Annotated in this window: 19 protein-coding genes; 13 read left to right on the top strand and 6 right to left on the bottom strand. The window is 71.1% G+C overall.

Going from position 1 to position 20,784, the window contains the following annotated elements; genetic code table 11:
- Nucleotides 1–16: 16 nt before the first annotated feature.
- Nucleotides 17–424 (bottom strand): phage holin family protein, encoded by a 408-nt coding sequence (locus ACFXOO_RS09840; RefSeq protein ID WP_378842599.1) that lies wholly within the window; start codon nucleotides 422–424, stop codon nucleotides 17–19.
- Nucleotides 425–572: 148 nt separating this feature from the next.
- On the opposite strand from ACFXOO_RS09840, the gene ACFXOO_RS09835 reads away from it, so the two are divergent.
- The 4 genes from ACFXOO_RS09835 to ACFXOO_RS09820 all read left to right on the top strand — a co-directional run bounded on the left by ACFXOO_RS09835 (nucleotide 573) and on the right by ACFXOO_RS09820 (nucleotide 5,365).
- Nucleotides 573–1,703: a histidinol-phosphate transaminase gene (locus tag ACFXOO_RS09835; protein WP_394563590.1), complete on the top strand. Its 1,131-nt coding sequence runs from the start codon at nucleotides 573–575 to the stop codon at nucleotides 1,701–1,703.
- Between the two features lie 10 nt (nucleotides 1,704–1,713).
- Entirely contained in the window at nucleotides 1,714–2,841 is a 1,128-nt protein-coding gene (locus ACFXOO_RS09830) for a thiamine pyrophosphate-dependent dehydrogenase E1 component subunit alpha (protein ID WP_378842601.1), read from the top strand.
- A 65-nt stretch (nucleotides 2,842–2,906) separates the two neighbouring features.
- Nucleotides 2,907–3,872: an alpha-ketoacid dehydrogenase subunit beta gene (locus ACFXOO_RS09825; protein WP_378843035.1), complete on the top strand. Its 966-nt coding sequence runs from the start codon at nucleotides 2,907–2,909 to the stop codon at nucleotides 3,870–3,872.
- Between the two features lie 131 nt (nucleotides 3,873–4,003).
- Entirely contained in the window at nucleotides 4,004–5,365 is a 1,362-nt protein-coding gene (locus ACFXOO_RS09820; RefSeq protein ID WP_378852760.1) for a dihydrolipoamide acetyltransferase family protein, read from the top strand.
- A 15-nt stretch (nucleotides 5,366–5,380) separates the two neighbouring features.
- Here the strand turns inward: ACFXOO_RS09820 and ACFXOO_RS09815 are convergent, their stop codons facing one another.
- Nucleotides 5,381–5,743: a VOC family protein gene (locus ACFXOO_RS09815; protein ID WP_378852762.1), complete on the bottom strand. Its 363-nt coding sequence runs from the start codon at nucleotides 5,741–5,743 to the stop codon at nucleotides 5,381–5,383.
- 59 nt (nucleotides 5,744–5,802) lie between these two features.
- Here ACFXOO_RS09815 and ACFXOO_RS09810 point away from each other — a divergent pair, with 59 nt between their 5' ends.
- Nucleotides 5,803–6,249: a MarR family winged helix-turn-helix transcriptional regulator gene (locus ACFXOO_RS09810; protein WP_378842607.1), complete on the top strand. Its 447-nt coding sequence runs from the start codon at nucleotides 5,803–5,805 to the stop codon at nucleotides 6,247–6,249.
- A gap of 42 nt (nucleotides 6,250–6,291) precedes the next feature.
- Here the strand turns inward: ACFXOO_RS09810 and ACFXOO_RS09805 are convergent, their stop codons facing one another.
- The 3 genes from ACFXOO_RS09805 to ACFXOO_RS09795 form a co-directional block, all read right to left on the bottom strand.
- The gene (locus ACFXOO_RS09805; protein WP_378852764.1) at nucleotides 6,292–6,960 is read right to left on the bottom strand and encodes a DUF4166 domain-containing protein; all 669 of its coding nucleotides are present in this window, start codon (nucleotides 6,958–6,960) and stop codon (nucleotides 6,292–6,294) included.
- Complete coding sequence (locus ACFXOO_RS09800) at nucleotides 6,957–7,583, bottom strand: SRPBCC family protein (RefSeq protein WP_378842611.1); 627 nt, start codon at nucleotides 7,581–7,583, stop codon at nucleotides 6,957–6,959. Before ACFXOO_RS09800 ends, ACFXOO_RS09805 begins: the two co-directional genes overlap by 4 nt.
- Before the next feature lie 253 nt (nucleotides 7,584–7,836).
- Nucleotides 7,837–8,232, bottom strand: a complete 396-nt coding sequence (locus ACFXOO_RS09795) for an ester cyclase (protein ID WP_378852766.1) — start codon at nucleotides 8,230–8,232, stop codon at nucleotides 7,837–7,839.
- Nucleotides 8,233–8,670: 438 nt separating this feature from the next.
- Here ACFXOO_RS09795 and ACFXOO_RS09790 point away from each other — a divergent pair, with 438 nt between their 5' ends.
- Genes ACFXOO_RS09790 through ACFXOO_RS09755 form a run of 8 tightly spaced genes read left to right on the top strand, consistent with a single transcriptional unit; the run spans nucleotide 8,671 to nucleotide 15,740 of the window.
- Nucleotides 8,671–9,651 (top strand): metal ABC transporter solute-binding protein, Zn/Mn family, encoded by a 981-nt coding sequence (locus ACFXOO_RS09790; protein ID WP_394563420.1) that lies wholly within the window; start codon nucleotides 8,671–8,673, stop codon nucleotides 9,649–9,651.
- Nucleotides 9,648–10,463, top strand: a complete 816-nt coding sequence (locus ACFXOO_RS09785; RefSeq protein WP_378842621.1) for a metal ABC transporter ATP-binding protein — start codon at nucleotides 9,648–9,650, stop codon at nucleotides 10,461–10,463. The genes ACFXOO_RS09790 and ACFXOO_RS09785 overlap by 4 nt, the downstream gene beginning before the upstream one ends.
- A complete protein-coding gene (locus tag ACFXOO_RS09780) occupies nucleotides 10,460–11,356 on the top strand; it encodes a metal ABC transporter permease (protein ID WP_378842623.1) in 897 nt (298 codons plus the stop codon). Before ACFXOO_RS09785 ends, ACFXOO_RS09780 begins: the two co-directional genes overlap by 4 nt.
- Nucleotides 11,357–11,385: 29 nt before the next feature.
- A complete protein-coding gene (locus ACFXOO_RS09775) occupies nucleotides 11,386–11,799 on the top strand; it encodes a Fur family transcriptional regulator (RefSeq protein ID WP_378842625.1) in 414 nt (137 codons plus the stop codon).
- Complete coding sequence (locus ACFXOO_RS09770; RefSeq protein ID WP_378842627.1) at nucleotides 11,786–12,814, top strand: permease; 1,029 nt, start codon at nucleotides 11,786–11,788, stop codon at nucleotides 12,812–12,814. Before ACFXOO_RS09775 ends, ACFXOO_RS09770 begins: the two co-directional genes overlap by 14 nt.
- Nucleotides 12,807–13,610, top strand: a complete 804-nt coding sequence (locus ACFXOO_RS09765; protein ID WP_378842629.1) for a TIGR03943 family putative permease subunit — start codon at nucleotides 12,807–12,809, stop codon at nucleotides 13,608–13,610. The genes ACFXOO_RS09770 and ACFXOO_RS09765 overlap by 8 nt, the downstream gene beginning before the upstream one ends.
- Nucleotides 13,600–15,051, top strand: coding sequence for a hypothetical protein (locus ACFXOO_RS09760; protein WP_378842631.1), 1,452 nt, complete (start codon nucleotides 13,600–13,602; stop codon nucleotides 15,049–15,051). The genes ACFXOO_RS09765 and ACFXOO_RS09760 overlap by 11 nt, the downstream gene beginning before the upstream one ends.
- Nucleotides 15,048–15,740, top strand: a complete 693-nt coding sequence (locus tag ACFXOO_RS09755) for a DNA-3-methyladenine glycosylase (protein WP_378843037.1) — start codon at nucleotides 15,048–15,050, stop codon at nucleotides 15,738–15,740. The genes ACFXOO_RS09760 and ACFXOO_RS09755 overlap by 4 nt, the downstream gene beginning before the upstream one ends.
- A gap of 24 nt (nucleotides 15,741–15,764) precedes the next feature.
- Here ACFXOO_RS09755 and ACFXOO_RS09750 read toward each other — a convergent pair whose 3' ends face one another.
- On the bottom strand, nucleotides 15,765–20,762 hold the full coding sequence (locus ACFXOO_RS09750) for an SCO7613 C-terminal domain-containing membrane protein (protein WP_394563419.1): 4,998 nt from the start codon (nucleotides 20,760–20,762) through the stop codon (nucleotides 15,765–15,767).
- Nucleotides 20,763–20,784 lie beyond the last annotated feature (22 nt).

Below are 20,784 nucleotides of genomic sequence, written 5' to 3'. Positions count from 1 at the left end.
CGACGCGGGCGCGGGCTCAGTCGCGGCGGCGCGACTCGCGCTGCTGCGGACGCAGGAACAGGCCGAGCACCCAGTTGATCAGCGAGATGACGAGCGCGGCCACCACGCCCCACCAGAAGTCCTCGACGCGGAGACCCCACGTCCACCATTGGGTGAGCCATGCCGTCAGCCACAGCAGGAAGCCGTTGATCAGGAGCGAGATCAGGCCGAGGGTGAGGATGTACAGCGGAAAAGCGAGCACCTTGATGACGGTGCCGATGATCGTGTTCACGATCGCGAAGACCGCGGCCACGATGAGCAGGGTCAGGATCATCTGCAGCGTCTCGCCCGGGGCGAACGGAATGATCGTGACCATCAGGGCGGGCATCAGGGTGACGACCCAGATGGCGAAGGCGTTGATGACGACGCGGATGAGGAAGCCCATAATGCGCCCAGTCTGGCACGCGGGTCGAGCCCTTCGCAGAGCACCGCCCGCGCATCGGCGCTTCTAGACTCGGACCGTGACCACAGCTGCTGATTCCCCGACCGACGCAGGTGCTCCGCACGGCGCCAGCGAGAGTGCGGCGTCGAGTGTGCCCGCGGATGCGGTTCCCACCGCTCCGGCACCCGGTGCCGCTCCCGTGCGCATCCGTCCGGAGATCGCCGCGCTCGCGCCCTATCGTCAGGGCAAGCAGGCCGGTGCGGACGCCTTCAAGCTGTCGAGTAACGAGAACCCTTTCGATCCGCTCCCCAGCGTGGTCGCCGCGCTGCACAGTGTGATCGGAGTGAATCGCTACCCGGATGCCTCGGCCGCGCGCCTCCGCCACCGTCTGGCCGACCGCTTCGGGGTCGCTCCCGACGAGGTGCACGTCGCAGCCGGCAGCGTCTCGATCCTCGCGCAGCTGCTCCTGGCGGCCGCGTCGCCGGGCGACGAAGTCGTCTACGCCTGGCGGTCCTTCGAGGCCTACCCCGGCCTTGCGCTGATCGCCGGAGCCACACCCATCGAGGTGCCGCTCACCGCCGACTCCCGCCACGACCTCCCGGCGATGGCCGCCGCCGTCACCGACCGCACGCGCGCGATCATCGTGTGCAGTCCGAACAATCCCACGGGCCCGATCGTGACCCACGACGAATTCGAGACGTTCCTGCGGTCGGTGCCCGATGACGTGCTCGTCATCCTCGATGAGGCGTATGCGGAGTTCGTCACCGACCCTGCGGCGGTCGACGGCATGCGCGTGCTCGGCCTCGCCGGTCATGCGAACGTCGTCGCGCTGCGGACGTTCTCGAAGGCCTTCGGACTGGCGGGCTTGCGCGTCGGTTACGCGATCGGCCACCCGCGCATCCTCGACGCCGCCCGCAGCACCAGCATCCCGCTGTCCGTCACTGCACAGGCGGAGGAGGCGGCTCTCGCAAGCCTCGACGCCGAGGTGGAGCTGCTCGAGCGAGTGGCCCACATCGCGGATCGGCGCGATCGCCTCGTCGCCGGTCTCCGAGACGCCGGGTGGCGCATCCCCGACGCGCAGGGCAACTTCCTGTGGCTCGCGACGGGCGAGGACACGGTCCGCGTGGCGACCGCCTTCGAAGAGGGCGGTCTGATGGTGCGTCCATTCGCGGGGGAGGGCGTGCGCATCTCAGTGGGAGAGGAGGACGCTGTCGAGAAGATCCTACGGATCGCAGCATCCGTTGTGGGCACCCTCCCAGAGGGGCACTCGGCGCGGGGGTAGCGTTAGGACCGTGAGCCTGCCTGAAGATCCTGCACTCGTCCGGGTGCTGGCCGCCGACGGGTCGCTGGCCCCGACCGCCGCGGCCGAGCGCTACCTGCCCCTGATCGACGCACTCGGCGATGCGGAGCTCGAGGGCTTCTATCGCGACATGACGATGATCCGCGCGTTCGACCGCGAGGCGACCAACCTGCAGCGCCAGGGCCAGCTCGCCCTCTGGCCGCCGAGCTTCGGGCAGGAGGCCGCGCAGGTCGGCTCGGCCCGCGCCGCCCGACCGCAGGACCACTTGTTCCCCTCCTACCGGGAGCACGTGGTCTGCATGATCCGCGGCGTCGACCTGGTCGACATCATCCGCGTCATGCGTGGACTCACGCACGGCGGGTGGAACCCGTTCGATCCGAAGAACGGCAATACGCACATCTACACCCTCGTGCTCGGCGCCCACACGCTGCACGCGACGGGACTCGCGATGGGCATGGTGTTCGACGGCAAGACGGGGACAGGCGACCCCGAGCGCGACGAAGCGGTCATCGTCTACTACGGCGACGGCGCCTCCAGCGAGGGCGACATCCACGAGGCGATGGTGTTCGCGGCGAGTTATCAGACCCCCGAGGTCTTCTTCCTGCAGAACAACCAGTGGGCGATCTCGGTGCCGGTCGCCACCCAGTCGCGCACCCCCCTGTTCCGCCGCGGCGAAGGCGCCGGCATCCCGAGCGTGCAGGTCGACGGCAACGACGTTCTGGCCAGCTACGCCGTGACGAAGCTCGCCCTCGACGAGGCGCGCGCCGGGGGCGGTCCCCGGGCGATCGAGGCACTCACGTACCGGATGGGCGCGCACACCACGAGCGACGACCCCACGAAATACCGCACCTCGGACGAGGAGCTGTCGTGGGCGCGGCGCGATCCGATCGAGCGGATGCGCACGTTCCTCCGGGGCCGCGGGGCGTCGGACGCCTTCTTCGCCGACGTCGACGGAGAGGCGCGGGCCCTCGCCGATGACGTGCGCGCGCGCACGATGAGCCTCGAGACGATCCCGGTGAACATGATCTTCGACAACGTCTACAGCGAGCAGCATCCGCTCGTCGAGTCCGAGCGCACGTGGCTCGCCGGCTATGAGGAATCGTACGAGGGGGGCGCATGAGCAACGCGATCAGCGGCGAGGTCACGCAGGCCGCGCCCGAGGAAGTGGCGTCACCCGTGACGACGATGCCCTTCAGCCGCGCGCTCAACGCCGGCCTTCGACGAGCCATGGCCGCGTCCGACCGCGTGCTCATGATGGGTGAGGACATCGGCCGGCTCGGCGGGGTGTTCCGCGTGACCGAAGGTCTGCAGGCGGAGTTCGGCGAACGGCGCGTCCTCGACACGCCGCTGGCGGAGTCCGCGATCGTCGGCACCGCGATCGGCCTGGCGATGGGCGGCTTCCGTCCGGTCTGCGAGATCCAGTTCGACGGTTTCGTCTTCCCCGCCTTCGACCAGATCACCGCCCAGCTGGCCAAGCTCACCTATCGGCACGAGGGTGCACTGCAGATGCCCGTCGTGATCCGCATTCCGTACGGGGGGCACATCGGGGCGGTCGAGCACCACCAGGAGAGCCCCGAGACGTACTTCACGCACACGCCAGGACTGCGGGTCGTGTCGCCCTCGACGCCGAACGACGCCTACTGGATGATCCAGGATGCGATCACCTCCCCCGACCCGGTGATCTTCCTCGAGCCGAAGAGCCGTTACTGGCAGAAGGGCGAGGTCGATGCCTCGGCCCGCGCGCTCCCGCTGCACGCGAGCCGCATCGTCCGGCGGGGTACCGACGTCACGATCGTCGCGCACGGCGCCATGGTCGCGACCGCGCTGCAGGCTGCCGCGCTCGCCGAGTCGGAGGGGACCAGTGCCGAAGTGATCGACCTGCGGTCGCTCTCGCCCGTCGACTACGGGCCGATCCTGGACTCGGTGCGACGCACCGGCCGGATGATCTATGCGCAGGAGGCGCCGGGGTTCGTCTCGCTCGGCAGCGAGATCGCGGCGACCGTGATGGAGCGCGCGTTCTACTCCCTCGAGGCGCCGGTGCTGCGGGTATCGGGCTTCGACACCCCGTTCCCGCCGGCCAAGCTCGAGGGGATCTACCTGCCCGACGCCGATCGCATCCTCGAGGCCGTCGACCGCGCTCTGGCGTACTGACCGCCCGCCCCCGACCTCCGTCCCCGCCCGCCCACCATGACCGCGATACCCTTCCAGCGCATCGAGACCACCGCTCTGAGCGAGGGTCTCGACGCGGCGCCGGGGTCTCGCCGGTATCGAAGGGAAACCGCATGAGCACGCAGACGTTCCACCTCCCCGATGTGGGCGAGGGCCTGACCGAAGCCGAGATCGTCTCGTGGCGGGTCGCCCCCGGTGACACCATCGCCGTGAACGACGTGGTCGTCGAGATCGAGACCGCGAAATCGCTGGTCGAGCTGCCCTCGCCGTTCGAGGGCGTCGTCGGCGAGCTGCTGGCGGGCGAAGGCGACACCGTCGAGGTCGGAGCGGCGATCATCACGATCTCGGGGGCGAGCGAGAGCGCGATCGCGGATGTGCCCGAGGCGGCCGAGCCGGAGTCCGACGGCAGCGGTTCGGTGCTCGTCGGATACGGGAGCGCCGGTCACGTCCAGTCGCGACGCCGCAGACCTGCAGAACGGCCGGTCGTCTCGTCTGTGGGTGTGATCGCGAAGCCGCCCATCCGCAAGCTTGCCCGCGATCTCGACGTCGATCTGGCCGATGTCGTCGCCAGTGGACCGGCGGGCGAGGTCACGCGGGAGGACGTGGTCAAGCACGCGTCGCAGGCCAGCGTGTTCCGCAACATCGAGACACCGGAGTGGAACGCGGTGCGCGAGGAGACCATCCCCGTGGCCGGCCGGCAGCCCGAGGCGGCCCGGGTGGTCTCGCCCGAACCCGTGACCGTCGCGGCGCCGCCGGCCGACGCCGCCGGGCGCGAGGAGTCGATTCCGGTGCGGGGCGTCCGCAAGGCGACCGCATCGGCGATGACCAGCAGTGCCTACACGGCTCCGCATGTGTCGGTCTGGACCGACGTCGACGCCAGCCGCACGATGGAGCTCGTGAAGCGCCTGAAGGCATCGCCCGATTTCGCCGACACCAAGGTGTCGCCACTGCTGATCATGGCCCGCGCCGTGATCTGGGCGTCGCGTCGGACGCCGATGGTGAATGCCGCCTGGATCGACGACGCCGAGGGCGGCGGTGCGCAGATCCGCGTGCGCCACTACGTGAATCTCGGAATCGCGGCCGCGACACCTCGAGGCCTCCTGGTCCCCAACATCAAGGACGCGCAGGACCTGAACATGCGCGGGCTCGCCCAGGCGCTCGAGAAGCTGACGCTGACGGCCCGTGAGGGCAAGACGACGCCCGCCGACCAGCAGGGCGGCACGATCACGATCACGAACATCGGCGTGTTCGGGATGGATGCCGGAACCCCGATCATCAACCCCGGCGAGGTCGGCATCGTCGCCCTCGGCACGATCCGGCAGAAGCCGTGGGTCGTGGACGGCGAGGTGCGGCCACGCTGGGTGACGACCGTGTCGGGGTCGTTCGATCACCGCGTGGTGGACGGCGACGGCGTCTCGCGGTTCATCGCCGACATCGCCTCCATCCTGGAGGAGCCGGCGCTTCTCCTCGATTGAGAGGCCTGTGCCCCTTCACGCGCGGTCGTGGAGTGTGATGAGGTAGCCGTCGGGATCGGCGAAGGTGAAGGTCCAGCCGAACGGACCCTCGGTCAGCTCGGACGCGATCGTCACACCGTCGGCCACCAGCGCCTCGTGGATCTTCCGCGACTCCGGGGCGTGCATCCACACCCCGATCCCGCGGCCCAGTGCGCCGGCGTCGAGATCGAGGCCCGGGAGCGGCGAGCGCACGGCGAAGGCAGCGGGCTTCGTGTCGAAGACCACGGCATGCGGCGGCCCGGGCTGGCGCCTCAGGCCGAGGTACTGCTCGTAGAACGCCGCCGAGCGCGCGATGTCGCGCACCTGCAGAGAGACGAAGTCGGGACCGGAAACCGTCATGGTGAGCTCCTTCTTTGTGTCAGTTATCTGACATAGCCACCGTATGTCAGAATACTGACATGAGTCAAGACGACCGCAGGATCGAGCTCGTGACTTCCCCGGGCTACCTGCTGAAGGTGGCCTCGAGCGCGCTGCGCGCGGCCATGGAGGACGTGCTCCGCCCGCTGGGCATGACGGTCACTCATTACTCCTGCCTCGAACTCCTCGCCCAGCGTCCGGGGTCGTCGAATTCCGACCTCGCCCGTGGCGCATTCGTCACCCGGCAATCGATGAACGTCCTGCTCCGGACGCTTCAGCGCGACGGCCTCGTCACCCGATCGGACCAGGCGACCTCCGGCCGCGCCCTTCCGACCGAGCTGACCGATGCGGGACGCCGTCAGCTCGCCGCAGCGAGCGCGGCGGTGCGCGACGTGGAAGACCGCATGACCGCCGATCTGCAACCCGGCGACCGCGAGAGACTCGTGACCCTGCTGCGCAGGTGCGCGGATTCCCTCACCGACGGCTGAGCCCAGGCAGCCCGAGCACCCGAGGTCCGCCCGCCACGGGAGTCAGGTGCGGCGTTCGTGCCGGCGCGGCTTCAGGCGTGCCGGGGCATCCGTCGCGGGTGACCACTCGCACTCGAAGCTGCCGCGGTAGCCGAACAGGAAGCCGAAACGGTGATTGCGCACCTCGAGGTCGACGTGGAAGCGCTGATCGGCGTCGTCGAAGTATTCGTGCAGCCGCGCGCGACCGCTGAAGAGCAGGGGGAATCGGAAGGCGACCGGACCTTCGTAGAACCGCTGGGCGTCAGAGGTGAGGATGAGCCCGCCCCGGTCGTCGACCTGCAGGTCGAGGTCGACCGCGAGGTGCTGGTGGGTGCCGAGATAGTCGACGATCCGACCCTGCTCGAGGATCATCGTCGCGTCGAAACGTCGGTGGTGGGCGCCGACGGTGTACTCCCGGACGAAGGTGACCGTCTCGCGCCCCAGCGGGTCGCGGTAGGGGTAGTTCTCGACCGTGAACGGCACATCGACGCCGATGTCGGGGATCAGGATGCTGCGCAGTCGGCCGATCTGCAGGAACGGAACGGTCCACCACGGTCCGCGGCGGATCGTGGTCATCACGCCGCGGCCGGTGCAGGCCTCGGCCGAGTCCAGCCCGACGCCGAACCGACGGCGCATCATGGGGTGCAGGCGGGCGAAATCGTCGCCGAGGGCGCGCTCGAAGATGGAGGTCATGCGGGGATGCCCGGATCCGGGAGCGCGGCCAGCGTTGCGGGGGCATCCTGCAGCTGATCGCCGCGCCGCGACCCCGACGCGGGCGCCCGCCGGCAGCGGCCCGCGCGTGGCCGGTCGGCACGCCACCACCACAGCGCGCTCCAGAGCGGCCAGCGTTCCGGGGGCACACCGGTCTCCAGCCAGATGCGCAGGCGGTCGAAGCTCCACGCCGTCGCCCAGCCGAGCACGGGCCGGACCACCACGTCCAGGACGCCCCACCCCGGCGCGTAGTCGTAGCCGGTGAGGAACAGCGTGCCTCCGTCGGTCGGCACGTAGCGCCAGTAGCCGCGGCCCGCCCGGATCGGGGAGAGGCGGTCGGCGGTGTGGAACCGCAGCGCCGATGTGCGGGCGCCGCCTGAACCGCGTCTCTCACCCACGCTGACGCCCGTGCCGTGGACGACGTGGAACGGCACACGCCGTTCGTACGTGAAAGCCGTCGCCCCGGCATCCGTCACGGCCATCGGGGTGATCCGCGTGAACCTGACGTCCCAGCGCACGTGCTCGGCGGGTGTCTGGCTGGCGTCCCACACCGCGTCGAGGTCGGCCGCTATCCGCGCTTCCACGTAGATCCCGTTGCGTCCCACACCCCGACGCTACGACACGCCGCGCGGGACGGGCGGGCGACGTTCCGACGACGATCGCGCTATTTCGTGTAGCGCGTGCGTCCGCCCACGATGGTCTGCATCACGTGGGCCTGCAGCGCGAGCGCACGACTTCTCGCCGAGTGGACACCGTGCCTGAGCGCCAGGGCCGTGCGTTGGCGCCAAGTCGTGCTCTCGGGACCGATTCGACGAGGGGCCGGATGTGCGCCCACGCTCTGCGCCGAACTCAGCGTGATCAGGCCGGGGTTCGGAGCTGACCGAGCAGTTCGGCGTCCCCCGTTCCGGAGTGCTCCGTGAAGCGTCCGCCGACCACGCGATACATTGCGTACTCGGCCACATTCGCGTGGCGTCGGGTCGCCGCGATGCCGCGGAACGCGCCCAGGTGCGTGCCGCTGGCGCGGAGATGCACGGCGAGGCGGTCGTCTTCGACGATCAGCTGGATGCGGCGCCATCGCCAGTCGGGGAAGGCGTCGAACAGGTCGGCCATGTCCTCGACCCACGCGTTCGCCCCGCCGGGTAGGTGCGCGCGCTTGGCTGACGGAGCGACGAAGCTTCGGATCGCTTCCAGATCGTGCCGATTGCACGCGTCGAGGTAGTCGGCGTACCACTCGCGTATCTCCCAGGGCTCCACCTCCCCATTATCCGCGGCCACCGTCGGTAACGCCTCGCCTCGCCTCGCCTCGCCGCTCCTCGCCTCGCCTCGCCGCGTCGCGTCGGCCGCCACCCCGCCTCGCCCGTCGGCCGTCGCCCCCCCACCCCCGCGCGACGAACGGTCGCGACATGCCGTCACCGCGGGCGCGGCGGGCGGCCGCGCGGCGTGTCGCGACCGCTCGCGCAACGTCGGGCACGGTCACGCAACGGTGGAGTCGCAGGGCGCACGAGCGCAGGACGCGGAGGGTGCCCATGGGCGGCAGGGCACCGAGGGCCAGGCCCCCGCGAACGGTCGCGACACGCCGTTACCGCGGGCGCGGCGCGCGGCCGCGCGGCGTGTCGCGACCGCTCGCGTGACCCATCCCACACTCCCGCACCTCGACTTGAGAACGATTATCAATAGCCATAGTGTGGAGGCATGACCAATTCGCAGCGCTCCCTCCGACGTCTGATCCCGGTCGTGGCGACGGCCGCAGCATCCGCTCTGCTGCTCGCGGGATGCGCGAGCGGCGCCGCGGGCTCCGGCGCCGCGTCGGACGACGGCAAGATCCGCGTCGTCGCCTCGACCGACGTCTACGGCCAGATCGCAGAGGCGATCGGCGGCGACCATGTGGACGTGACCTCGGTCATCTCGTCGGCCAGCCAGGACCCGCACGAGTTCGAGGCCACCGCCAGCGACCAGCTCGCGGTGCAGCGGGCGCAGTTGCTGATCGAGAACGGCGGCGGCTACGACAGCTTCATGAACACCCTCGTCGAGGGTTCCGGATCGACAGCGCCGCTCATCACGGCAGCGGAGCTCTCGCCGGCATGGCCGAGCGACAGCGAAGACCACGCGCACACCGAAGGCGCCGATGACGATCACGGTCATATCGAAGGCTTCAACGAGCACGTCTGGTACGACCCGACCACGATCTCGGCGGTCGCAGACGCCATCGCGAGCGAGCTGACGACCCTCGTCCCCGAGGCGTCGGCTGACATCACCGCCAACGTGGCGACCTTCCAGAGCGGGCTCGACGGCATCGAGGGCGAGGTCGCGGCGCTGAAGAGCGCTCACGGCGACACGGAGGTCTTCGCGACCGAGCCGGTGCCGATGTACCTGGCCGCTGCGGCGGGCATGACGAGCGTCACCCCCGGCGCTTTCAGCGAGGCGGTGGAGGAGGGGCAGGATGTCGCGCCCGCCGTCCTGCTCGAGTCGCTGAACGTCATCAAGGCCGGCGGCCTCGTCGCGGTGCTCGCGAACGCGCAGACCGGCGGACCCGAGACCCAGCAGGTGATCGCACAGGCCGACGGACAGGGCATCCCGGTGCTCGAGTTCACCGAAACCCTCCCCGAGGACACGACGTATATTCAGTGGATGACCGACAACGTGGCGCTGCTCGCCTCCGCGCTCGACGGATGACCGCACCCGCCATCCTCGAGATCGCGGGCGCCTCGCTGCGCCGCGCCGGCCGAGAGCTCTGGACCGGGCTCGACCTGCGGGTCGAGCCCGGCGAGCTGATCGCGGTGCTCGGGCCGAGCGGGTCGGGCAAGACCACGCTGCTGCGCGCCATCCTGGGTCTCGAAGCCCTCAGCGGTGGCAGCATCCGCGTCGACGGCGACGCCATCTCGGGTCGGGGCGATCGCCGCATCGGCTACGTCCCGCAGCAACGTCCGCTGCCGCCGGACACATCGATGCGCGGGCGCGACCTGATCGCGCTCGGCGTCAGCGGACACCGCTTCGGATTTCCTCTCCCGCGCCGTGCCGATCGCGCACGGGTCGAGGAGCTGATCGACGCGGTCGACGCCCGCAGCTTCGCCCAGCGTCCCGTGGGCCTGCTCTCGGGCGGCGAGCAGCAACGCCTGCGGGTCGGTCAGGCGCTCGCCGACCACCCGCGCCTGCTGCTCTGCGACGAGCCGCTCACGAGTCTCGACCTCGCGAATCAGCGCGACGTCGTGCGACTGATCGACGATTATCGACGGGATGCCGAGGCCGCGGTGCTGCTCGTCACGCACGACATCAACCCGGTGATGAACGCGGTCGACCGCATCCTCTACATCGCGAACGGCCGCTTCACGCTGGGCAGGCCCGACGAGGTGCTGGATTCGAAGGTGTTGAGCGATCTGTACGGCGCACCGGTGTTCGTCCTGCGGGCAGGCGGCCGGCTGGTGGTCGTCGGAGCCCCCGATGCCGACGAGGCCCACCACCACCACGACGAGGACGGGCACGCGTGAACTGGTCGGATGTCTGGGACGCCATGTTCGGAGGGCTGGCGGACTACGGCGACATCCTCGCCCTGGTGTCGAACTCCGTCATCGCGGGCGCGATCCTCGGGCTCGTCGGCGGGCTGATCGGGGTGTTCGTGATCCAACGCGACATGGCGTTCGCCGTCCACGGCATCAGCGAGCTCTCCTTCGCCGGGGCCGCGGCCGCCCTTCTGTTCGGCATCGACGTCGTCACCGGATCGATCGTCGGTTCCCTGATCGCGGCGGTCCTCATCGGGGTGCTCGGTGCGCGCTCGCGCGACCGCAACTCGATCATCGGCGTGCTCATGCCGTTCGGTCTGGGCCTGGGCATTCTGTGCCTGTCGCTCTACAGCGGTCGTTCGGCCAACCGCTTCGGCCTGCTGACCGGCCAGATCGTCTCGGTCCAGAACTCGCAGCTCGGCGCCCTGATGCTGATCAGCGCGATCTGCCTGGTGGGGCTCATGATCATCTGGCGCCCGCTGCGGTTCGACTCGCTCGACCCGCAGTCCGCGGCGGCACGCGGCGTGCCGACGCGCGCCGTGTCGCTCGGGTTCATGGTGCTCCTCGGCCTCATGGTGGCCGTCAGCGTGCACATCATCGGCGCGCTCCTCGTGCTCGCGCTGCTGGTCACGCCCGCCGCCGCCGCCACGCGCATCAGCACCGGTCCCGTCGCGGTGCCTCTCCTGGCCGCCCTCTTCGGTTTCGTCTCCGCGGTCGGCGGCATCCTGCTCGCGATCGCCGGAACGCTCCCCGTGAGCCCCTACATCACGACGATCTCGTTCCTCATCTACATCGTCTGCCGGGTCGTGGGTGGCAGGCAGGGCCGCGTGCTTCGCGACAGCGGCGGCCGTGCCGACCGGAGCGCGGTCGCTCTCGGGTGATCCCGAGACTGCCCTCGTAGACTTCTCCCATGGTTCAGCGCAATACGTGGCAGCGCGAGCGTGTACGCGAGGCGCTGGCCGACGCCCGCGGCTTCGTCAGCGCGCAGAACCTGCACGCGTCGCTGCGCGACGACAACACCGGCATCGGCCTGGCGACCGTCTACCGTGCGCTGGCCGGTCTCGCCGCCGACGGCTCGGCCGATTCGCTGCAGAGTCCCGACGGCGAGAACCTCTTCCGCGCCTGCGTCACCCCCGGTCACCACCACCACCTGATCTGCCGCTCGTGCGGTCTCACCGTCGAGATCGAGGCGACGGATGTCGAGCAGTGGGCTCAGCGCACGGCGGCGCAGAACGGCTTCAGTGCCGCCGAGCACGTGGTCGACATCTTCGGGCTGTGCGGCCCCTGCACCCAGGCACTGGCTGTCGAGCGTGACCCGGCTTAGTCCGGTCGCCTCGGCCTCGCCCCCACGCTCGCCGCGCTCGCGGGTGGGTGTGGCGCTCGCCGTGGGCGCTGCCGTGGTCGCGGGGCTTTTCCTGATCGATGCGCTGGCCCCGGCGTTGTACTCCGCCTCGCTGCCCACCCGCGTGCAGGACGGCCTGACGCTCTCGATCAGCGTCCTCATCGAGTCCATGCCCTTCGTCGCGCTCGGCGTCGTCCTGTCGATCGCCGTGCAGGTGTGGATCCCGCCGGGGATGATCGAACGATGGATGCCGCGCCGCGCGTGGGCCCGGCGTGCGGTGCTCTCCCTCCTCGGAATGGTGGTGCCCGTCTGCGAGTGCGGGAATGTGCCGTTCGCCCGCGGCCTCATGATGCGCGGGTTCACGGTGCCCGAGACGCTCACGTTCCTCATCGCGGCACCGATCGTCAACCCCATCGTCATCATCACGACCCACCAGGCCTTCGGGTTCTCGGACGGCATCCTCATCGCCCGACTCGTGGGCGGCTACCTCATCGCGAATCTGATCGGGTGGCTGTACAGCCGGCACCCCGATCCGGATGGGCTACTCACGGACCGCTTCCGCGAGACGTGCGAACTCGTCACACACGAGCAGGGCGGCCGCGGGCGTCGCAGCCTCGCGCAGTTCATCGTCGAACTGCGCTCGGTCATGCCCGCGCTCGTGATCGGATCGGCTCTGGCCGGTGCCGTGCAGGTGCTGATCCCTCGATCGGCGCTGCTCGCCATCGGATCCAACCCGGCGCTGTCGATCGTGGCGATGGTCGCGCTCGCGATGATCGTGTCGATCTGCTCGAATGTCGACGCGTTCTTCGCGCTGTCGTTCGCGTCGACGTTCACTCCGGGCTCGATCGTGGCCTTCCTGCTCGTCGGGCCGCTCGTCGACGTGAAGATGCTCGCACTGCTCAGGACGACCTTCACGACCCGCGTCCTCTTCGGTCTCGTGGTCGTGGTGGTGCTCGCAGGCTTCGCCATCGGGGCGGGGGTGAACCTCCTTGCGTGACGTCGGCTTCCTCGGTACCCGCTGGCTCGGGGTCGGCCTCGCTGCCTGCCTGTCGGTCGTCACGATCAGCCTGGCGCTGACGGGCCAGCTCGGGCTCTACATCAACCCCGATTCGGCGTGGTTCGCGGTGGGCATGGCGGTGCTCGTACTGATCGGCACGATCCTCAGCTTCGCCCTCCCGCTCGGCGCGGAGGCCGATCACGGACACGATCACGATGAGCCGGCCGCACCCCGCGCGCCGCAGGACGAAGCGACACACGCCCACGACCACGCCCACCGTCCCGCCCGCCCGAGCGCCGGCACGCTGGTCGCCGTGACCGGTGGGGTCGCAGCATCCGCCGTCGTCGCCTGCATCGTCCTGCTTCCCCCGGCCTCGCTCTCGGCCGAGCTGGCCATGTCGCGCGACGTCGGCGCCGCGCCGCTCTTCGCCGGGCAGGATGCCGTCACACTCGCATCGACCGGCGACACGTCGTCGTTCGGGGTGGGGGACTGGGCTACGGTCTTCGCGACGGCCACGAACCCCGACGCCTTCGACGGCGACGCGATCACCCTGACGGGCTTCGCGACTCCGGTGGACGGTGGCGACGGCTTCCAGCTGACGCGCCTGGTCATCACGCACTGCGTGATCGACGCGCAGCCGGCGAGCGTCCCGATCGTCTCCGGCGCCGCGACGCCCGAGACGGGCCAGTGGATCACCATCACGGGCACGGTGCGCGCCACCTCCGAGGGCGGTCTGGAGATCGACGCCCAGTCGATCGACGCGGTCGAGGAGCCGAAAGACCCCTATGAGTACTGACCGCTCGACGCGCAGCTCCCGTCGCCGGCTCCGTCAGTCCCGCGCATTCATCGGAGCATTCGCGATCGTCGTCGCCGTCCTCGCGGGTGCAGCTCTCGCCGGGGCGGCCGCCACCACGGCGCAGGGCCCGCGGGTGACCGACGTGCAGGTGGATCCGGCCGCGGCGGTCGCGGCATCCGGCTCGCGGATGATCATCACCACCACGCAGTCGCTGCAGACCGTCGACGCGGGTCAGGTCACCGTCACGCCGGCGACGCCCTTCACCGTCGACACCTCCGGCCGGAGCGTCGGGGTGCGCTTCACGCTGCCGCTGCACGACGAGACCGCCTACACGGTGACGGTCGCCGGTCTCGAGGGGCTCGGTGGGGGACCCGCCGCCGAGATCTCGCAGTCATTCACGACGTCGGGCATCGACGTGTACCTGCTGCGGCGCGGTCAGGACGGGGACACGATCTTCCGCACCGATCTCGCGGGCGAGACCGCGGACGCCGTCTTCACGCACGAGCACATCGAGGACTTCCGTGCGACCTCTTCGCACCTCGTCGTGTCGGTGCGATCGGGCGAGGGTACCGGCACGAACGGCGATGGCGAAGCGGAGCTGATCGTCACCGATCTGGACGGCTCGAACGCGCGCGACCTGACACTGCCGGGGGACGGATACGTGTCGAATCTGCAGAGCGCCGATCGTGGTGAGCTGATCGGCTACACGTTCTCGGACGCCAACCTGTCGGCGACGACGGGGAGGGAGAGCGCGCTGTTCACCGCGTCGCTCAAAGACGATGCCGCGGATGCCGAGCCCACGCAGATCGCGGTCGCAGGCGACGATCAGAGGGTCGCGGAGTGGCGCTTCGTGCCCGATACCGACAGCATCCTGCTCCTCGCCTTCAGCGGGAGCCTGCTGCTCACCTCCGCGACCGGCTCCGATCCGGTCGCACTCGGCAACGCGGTCTCGATCGACGGGATCGCACGAGGGTCTTCGCACGCCGTTGTCGAACGCGCCGACGCGCGCTACGCGATCGACCTGACCGACGGCACCGAGCAGCCCCTCGTCGACGCCGCGGGCGAAGAAGGGCTGCCCGGCCCCGTCACCCCGATGCCGGGCGAGGGCGGTGGCACGCTGCGCACGTTCGCAGAGGTGGAGAACAACACCACGCTGATCAGCACGACGGTCTCGGTCGTCCGAGACGACGGCATTGCGACGCCGGTGTTCACCGCACCCGCGACCGACGGGGTACTCCAGACGTGCGTGTCACCGAGCGGTCGGTACGCCGCGGTGCTGGTCGCTCCCGACATCGTCGACAACCGCTACGACGCCTACCTGCTGCCGATGACGTCGCGGCCCGAGACCCACATCATCGACCTGTCCGCCACTTCCGACGATCGCGAGGTCTCGATCCTGTCGGGGTTCGACGCGTCGTGGTGCCAGGTCCCGCCCCGATGACGACCTCGTCGCCGCCGAGGGTCCGACCCGCCACCCGCCGGGATCTCGAAGGGCTGGCGGCCGACGTCGCTCCGAGCCTGCTCGGGGCCCACCTGACGGTCACGAGTGCCACCGACGCCGAGGAACACGCCGAGACCGTCACGATCCGCCTCACCGAGGTGGAGGCCTATCACGGGCTCGGCACGGGACCGACGGCCGACCCGGGATCGCACGCGCGCATGGGTCCCACCCCGCGCAACGCCACGATGTGGGGCGACCCGGGTCACCTGTACGTCTATCTCAGCCACGGCATCCACTCGTGCGTGAACATCGTGTGCGGCCCGGCGGGGGTAGCCGGCGGGGTGCTGCTGCGCGGAGCCGAGGTGATCGAGGGGGCGGATGCCGCGACCCGGCGACGACCGGCGGCGATCCGCCCGCGCGACCTGGCGCGAGGGCCGGGCAGGCTCGGGACGGCCATCGGCCTGAAGCATCCGCTGCACGACGGGATCGACGCGATCACGGGCGAGTCTTGGCAGGGGGCTTCGGCGCGGCTCGAACTGCTGTCCGAGCCGCTGACCCGGTTCGCCTCCGGCCCGAGGGTGGGAGTCGCCGGCGCGGCGGGGACCGCGAAATTTCCGTGGCGGTTCTGGGTGCCTGATGATCCGACGGTCTCCGCCTTCCGATGGGGGCGGGGCGCGGCATCCGCGTGATCGGCGCGTTCGCGCGGGGCGGCCTCAGCGCAACGACACCACCGCGGTGAAGGCCGATCGGATCGCGCGCATCTGCTTCTCGTAACGGGCGGCCACCACGATGAGCACGGCGCCGCCGATACCGAGCCAGAGCCACCAGGGAACGGCGACGTACGACTGCGAGATCCACGGCCACAGCTGCGCGCCGGCATGCACCAGCAGCACCGCCGAGCCGAGTACGAGAGGTGCCTGCAATCGGCCCAAGGCACCGGTGAGCACCATCGCGATCGCGACGACACCCAGCGCGACCACCCGCCATAGTTCGCCCGGACCGACGTCGAGCGCGAGCGAGGGGAGCGTGAGGAGGGCGAGGCCCGGACCGAGCGTCGGCCAGGTGCGCGCGGTCGCGTCGCTGCGCAGTCGCCGGATCCCGAGCACGATGAGGCCCAGGGCGGGTGGTGCGGTCACGGCCTCGATCGGATCGACGCCGTGGAGGGCGAGCGCGCTCACCGCGAACAAGACCAGAGCGACCGCCGAGGCGACGGGGAGGGCGATGCCGAGCCGATCCCTGCGCATGACTCCGAAGGCCCCCGCGGCGGTCAGCGCCGACGTCAGGACGAAGGCTCTGATGCCGTCGACGAGAGGATCTGCGCCGAGGAGCAGCGTGCCGGCCAGCGCCCACAGCACCACGGTGACGGCGAACACGGCGCCTGCGGCGAGATCCACTCGGTGATCGCGCGTGGATCGGATCGCGGCGACGCCGATGGCGGCGACCACCCCCGCACCGGCGAGTGCCCAGAGATCGGGTTCGATGCCGACCGGGGCCAGATCGGCGACCGCCACGAAGCGGAGCCCTGCCGCGATGGTCGCCCCGAGAAGCCCTCCGAGGGCCGTGACCGCCGCCAGACCCCGCCAGCGGGGAAGACGAAGGAGTGCCGCGCCGGCGACGCCTGCGACCGCCGCGACGAGGACCGTGATCGCGGTCCGAGGCAGGTCATCGTCGGCGGAGCCGCTCGCACGCGCGGCCTGCACCACGGTGGTCGCGACGAGCAGCGCGGCCCCGGCGCCGGCCAGCACCGTCGATGCGATGGGGGGTCGGTCGTCGTCGGTCATCCACACCGAGACTGCGGCGACGAGCACGGCGCCCGCGCCGGCGACCAGGGCCGCCGCGTCTCCCCGGGGAAGCGCATCGGCGTCGGACGCGAAGAGTGCGCGCGCGCCCATCAGAAGGGAGCCGGCGGTCAGGATCATCGCCGACGGCGACGCGAGGCGGAAGGTGCGCGACGCCGGCGCGACGGCGCACCCGACGGCAGCCAGCAGCGCACCCACGATCACCAGCCACACCCGTACCGGTTCGACGGCAGAGGTGGTGCTCGGCAGCAGCGCCAGGCCGAGGCCCCCGAGCCAGACCGCGCGCTCGCTCGCGGTTCCCGGGCGGCGCCAGAGCACGAGCGCTGCACCCGCCATGACGGCGAGCGCGAGCGGGATCGTGACGGCCTCCACCGTGGTCACGGTGCCCACGCCGAATCCGACCCCCGCGAGAACGAGTGCGGCGCCGAAGGCGGTCCACCGCGTGATGGTGCCCAGTGGCCGCCGATCGCGAGCGGCGGCCGCGAGATGGAGTGTAAGGGCGAGCCCGATCGAGATGGTCAGGACGAGGGGATGCCGCGCCTGGCCGATCAGCGACATCGTGGCAAGCCCCACCGCGAGCGGAGGGACGACCAGCGCGAACGCCGCCTCGGGCGAGGCATCCGCTCGTCCTCGCCGGCCGGCGATGAACCCGAAGGCCGCCGCGTAGGCGAGGAGGACGAAGCCCGCCGCCCACCACCCCTGCAGCGCCGCGCCGACGATCGTGCGCTCGAGTGCCACCAGGGCCGACACGACGAGAGCGGAGGTCGCTGTGGCGACGGCGGTGCCGCGGGTCCGCCGGAGCGGCGTCCACGACACGACGAGAGTCAGGGTGGTGGCGACGGCGGCGACGACGCCTCCGCGGACGTCGGACCCCGACCAGCTCGCCAGTGCGGGCATCGCGAGTCCGATCGTCACCCCGAGCACCGCGGCGACGGTCGCCTCGGCCCGGCGTCGCAGCCATGTCATCAGGACCGCCAGGACGATCAGCCCGATCGACGGCGGCAGTGCATACGCCTCGATGGTCGGCGCGTCCCCTGCGAGGTTCGCTGCGAAGGGTGCGAGCCACAGCCACAGCCCGATCGTCGCGAAGCCGATCGACGGCCAGATCAGCAGCCGCCGTGGGGCCGCCGACACGGTGGCGCCGGGGGCGGTGGTCGAGAACACGCCGGGTAGGGATGCCGCTTGCGGAGCCGCCCACCCCCGGCACACGGATGCTCCGGCGAAGCCCGCTGCCGCGATCACGCTCACCGCCCACCATCGATCGGACGCGGCCGACATCGCCACGGCGGCCGCGGTCGCGAGCGCCCCGCCGTCGACGAGCGCGCGCACGCGCCGACGCTCGGGCGTGGGAGTCGCACGCGTGCCGACGATCGCGGCCGCCCAGGTCGTGGCCGCCGCCGAGCCCACGATCGCCGGCGCGGAGTCGGCGGCCAGCCCGGCGGCGTCGAGGACGGCGAAGACGCCGGTTCCCACGAGGGGGGCGACCAGCAGGGCTCCTGCGCGGGCGGCCGCCCCGGTGATGGGCGTTCTCCCCACGGCCACGATCGTGAGGAGCGCGACGAGTGCGGCGGAACGGATGATCCCGGCGACGGGTTCTCCCAGCAGGCCCGGCCCGGCATCGTCGGGCGACAAGGGAAGGAGCGGCGCGACGAGGCGTGCGAACGACATGACGATGAGCGTCAGCGCGCTCACGGTGAGCGCCGATCGGGTGGACCGGTCGGGTGCCGCCGCGGCCGCGAGCACAAGTGCGGCGAGCGCGATCCACGAGAGGAGGATGAACGGCACCTCGGTGGCGGAGACGACGGATCCGGATGCCGCGGCCATCGCGGCCGGCGCGACGAAGGCCGAGATCGCGGCGACCATGACAGCGGAGACGGTCAGTCGCACGGCGAGCGCGCCGCGTGCCGCCGCGACGACATGAAGGCAGATCGGCACCGCCAGTGCCACACCCACGCCGACGAGCCAGAGCGCCGGCGCGGTCGTACCCGCCAAATAGGCGACGGTCGCCGAGAGGAACGCGGCGATCCACCACCCGCGCGCGGCCTGTGCGTGGCGTGCGACGGCGGCGACGGCGACCGTGGCGACCGCTGCTCCCACGCCCACCACGACGGCGGGGATCGCGGACAGGACACCGGCGCCGAGGAGGAGCGCCACGGCGACCACCACCCGCGCGTCGCGCCACCCCGGGCGTCGCAGAGTGGGAGCGACGAGGAGCAGCGCCGCGACCGCCACGGCTCCGAGCCCACTCCACAGCGCCGCGTCGACGCCGGTCGTCAGGAGCGGCGATCGCGCGAACGTCGGTGTCTGCCACGGCGTCCACGCGACGATCAGGTCATGGGATGCGCGCGCGGCCCACATGATCACGCCGATCACGAGACTGGTGCCGCCGATGAGCGTCGCGCCGATGGAAGCGACCCGCAGTTCGCGGCGTGGCCGTTCGCGACCTCGAAGCCGATCAATCAGGGCGGCGACCGCGACGGCGATCACCGGCCCGAGGAAGAACGTCTGCAGATTCAGCTCGCCGCGCACCGCCACCTGCCAGCCGAGCATCCCGGCGACGACGGCGCCGAGTGTCGTGACGGCCGCGAGGAGCACTCCGCGCCACGGCAGCTCGTCCGCGCCGTCGACGGGCGCGGCATCCGAGGCCCCACCTTCCGGTGAGGCCTCCGTCTCGACCTCTGCCGCGAGATCGTCGGCGTCGGACAGTATGCCGTCGGCGGCCGCCGGGGCGTCGGTGCGTGCGCGCAACAGGAAGGCGTGGATCGCGCTGAGCCCGACGATCGCCACGGTCGACCAGAGCGGCAGGACGATGCTGTCGGGTGACGAGACGGCCGCGACCGCTGCCGCGCCGACCAGCGACATCACCCCGACCACGGCGAGGGTGACGTGTTCGGGCACCGCGTCGGCACGAGCTCGTGCCGCCGACCACGGCGGAGGCAGGGTGTGCGCCATGCCGCCCACGCTCGCGCCCAGCAGCCCCGCGACGATCGCGGCGTTCGACTCGAGGCCGCTCAGACCGCCGACGAGCAGGCCCAGCCCCGTCGGCAGAGCCAGCACCGCGACGAGGTCGGGTGCGCGCAATCGCGAGAGGCGAGCCCAGACCCGCAGCAGCACCCCGACGACCAGCGCGGCCACGCCCGCGTAGACCGCGGGTCGCGTCGCTCCCGCGCCGAAGAGGTCGTTGGCGCGCACGGCCCACGCGTCCAGCGCCAGCAGGATGACGCCGAGTACCGCGATCCCCTCGGCCGTCGCGGTGAGCTCGCGGCGCCTCAGGAAGGATGCCGTCGCTATGGTGGCGGCGGTGACGCCGGCGATGATGAGCGCGCGGACGGCGATGCCCGCGACGAACCAGGCCAGCAGCAGGAAGAAGACGGCGGCGACGCCCACAAGGGAGACGCCGACGATCAGCAGCAGCACCGGCACGCTCAAGCGCCGCCGAGGCCGGCGGGGCGGAGCAGCGGGCGGTTCGATCGCGACGACGGGCTCCGCGGTGGCCCCGGGCGCCACTGCCGGACGCAGATCGTCGATGTGGGGCGGGGGCAGCTCTCCCCACGCGTTCACGGGGACAGGCGTCGCGACGGCAGGTATGGCGGGGGCAGGCGTGGCGGGGGCAGGCATGGCGGGGGCAGGCATCGCGCGGACAGGCGCGGCCGGCGGGGCGACCGGCGCCGCGGGAGCCGCTGCGTGCGCACGACGTATCTCGGCGATCACCGCTCGCCGCTCATGATCGATGTCGACCGCCCGGAGCCCCAGCTCCACCAGGCGCGCTGCGCGAGGGTCGCCCAGCACCAGGCCGCACTGACGGCAGGTCATCTCGGTGATCGGCGTGAAACACGCCGGGCACAGGTGCGTGTCGATCAGATCTGTCGCCGATGACGGCCACACCGTGTCTTCGTCCTGCGGATTCGTCATGAGTCCCCCGGATGCTGAGACC

Source organism: Microbacterium sp. P03 (assembly GCF_043556235.1).
GTDB lineage: Bacteria > Actinomycetota > Actinomycetes > Actinomycetales > Microbacteriaceae > Microbacterium.
Note: the sequence above shows the minus strand (reverse complement) of the source record. Positions and strands in the feature narration are given on the sequence as shown.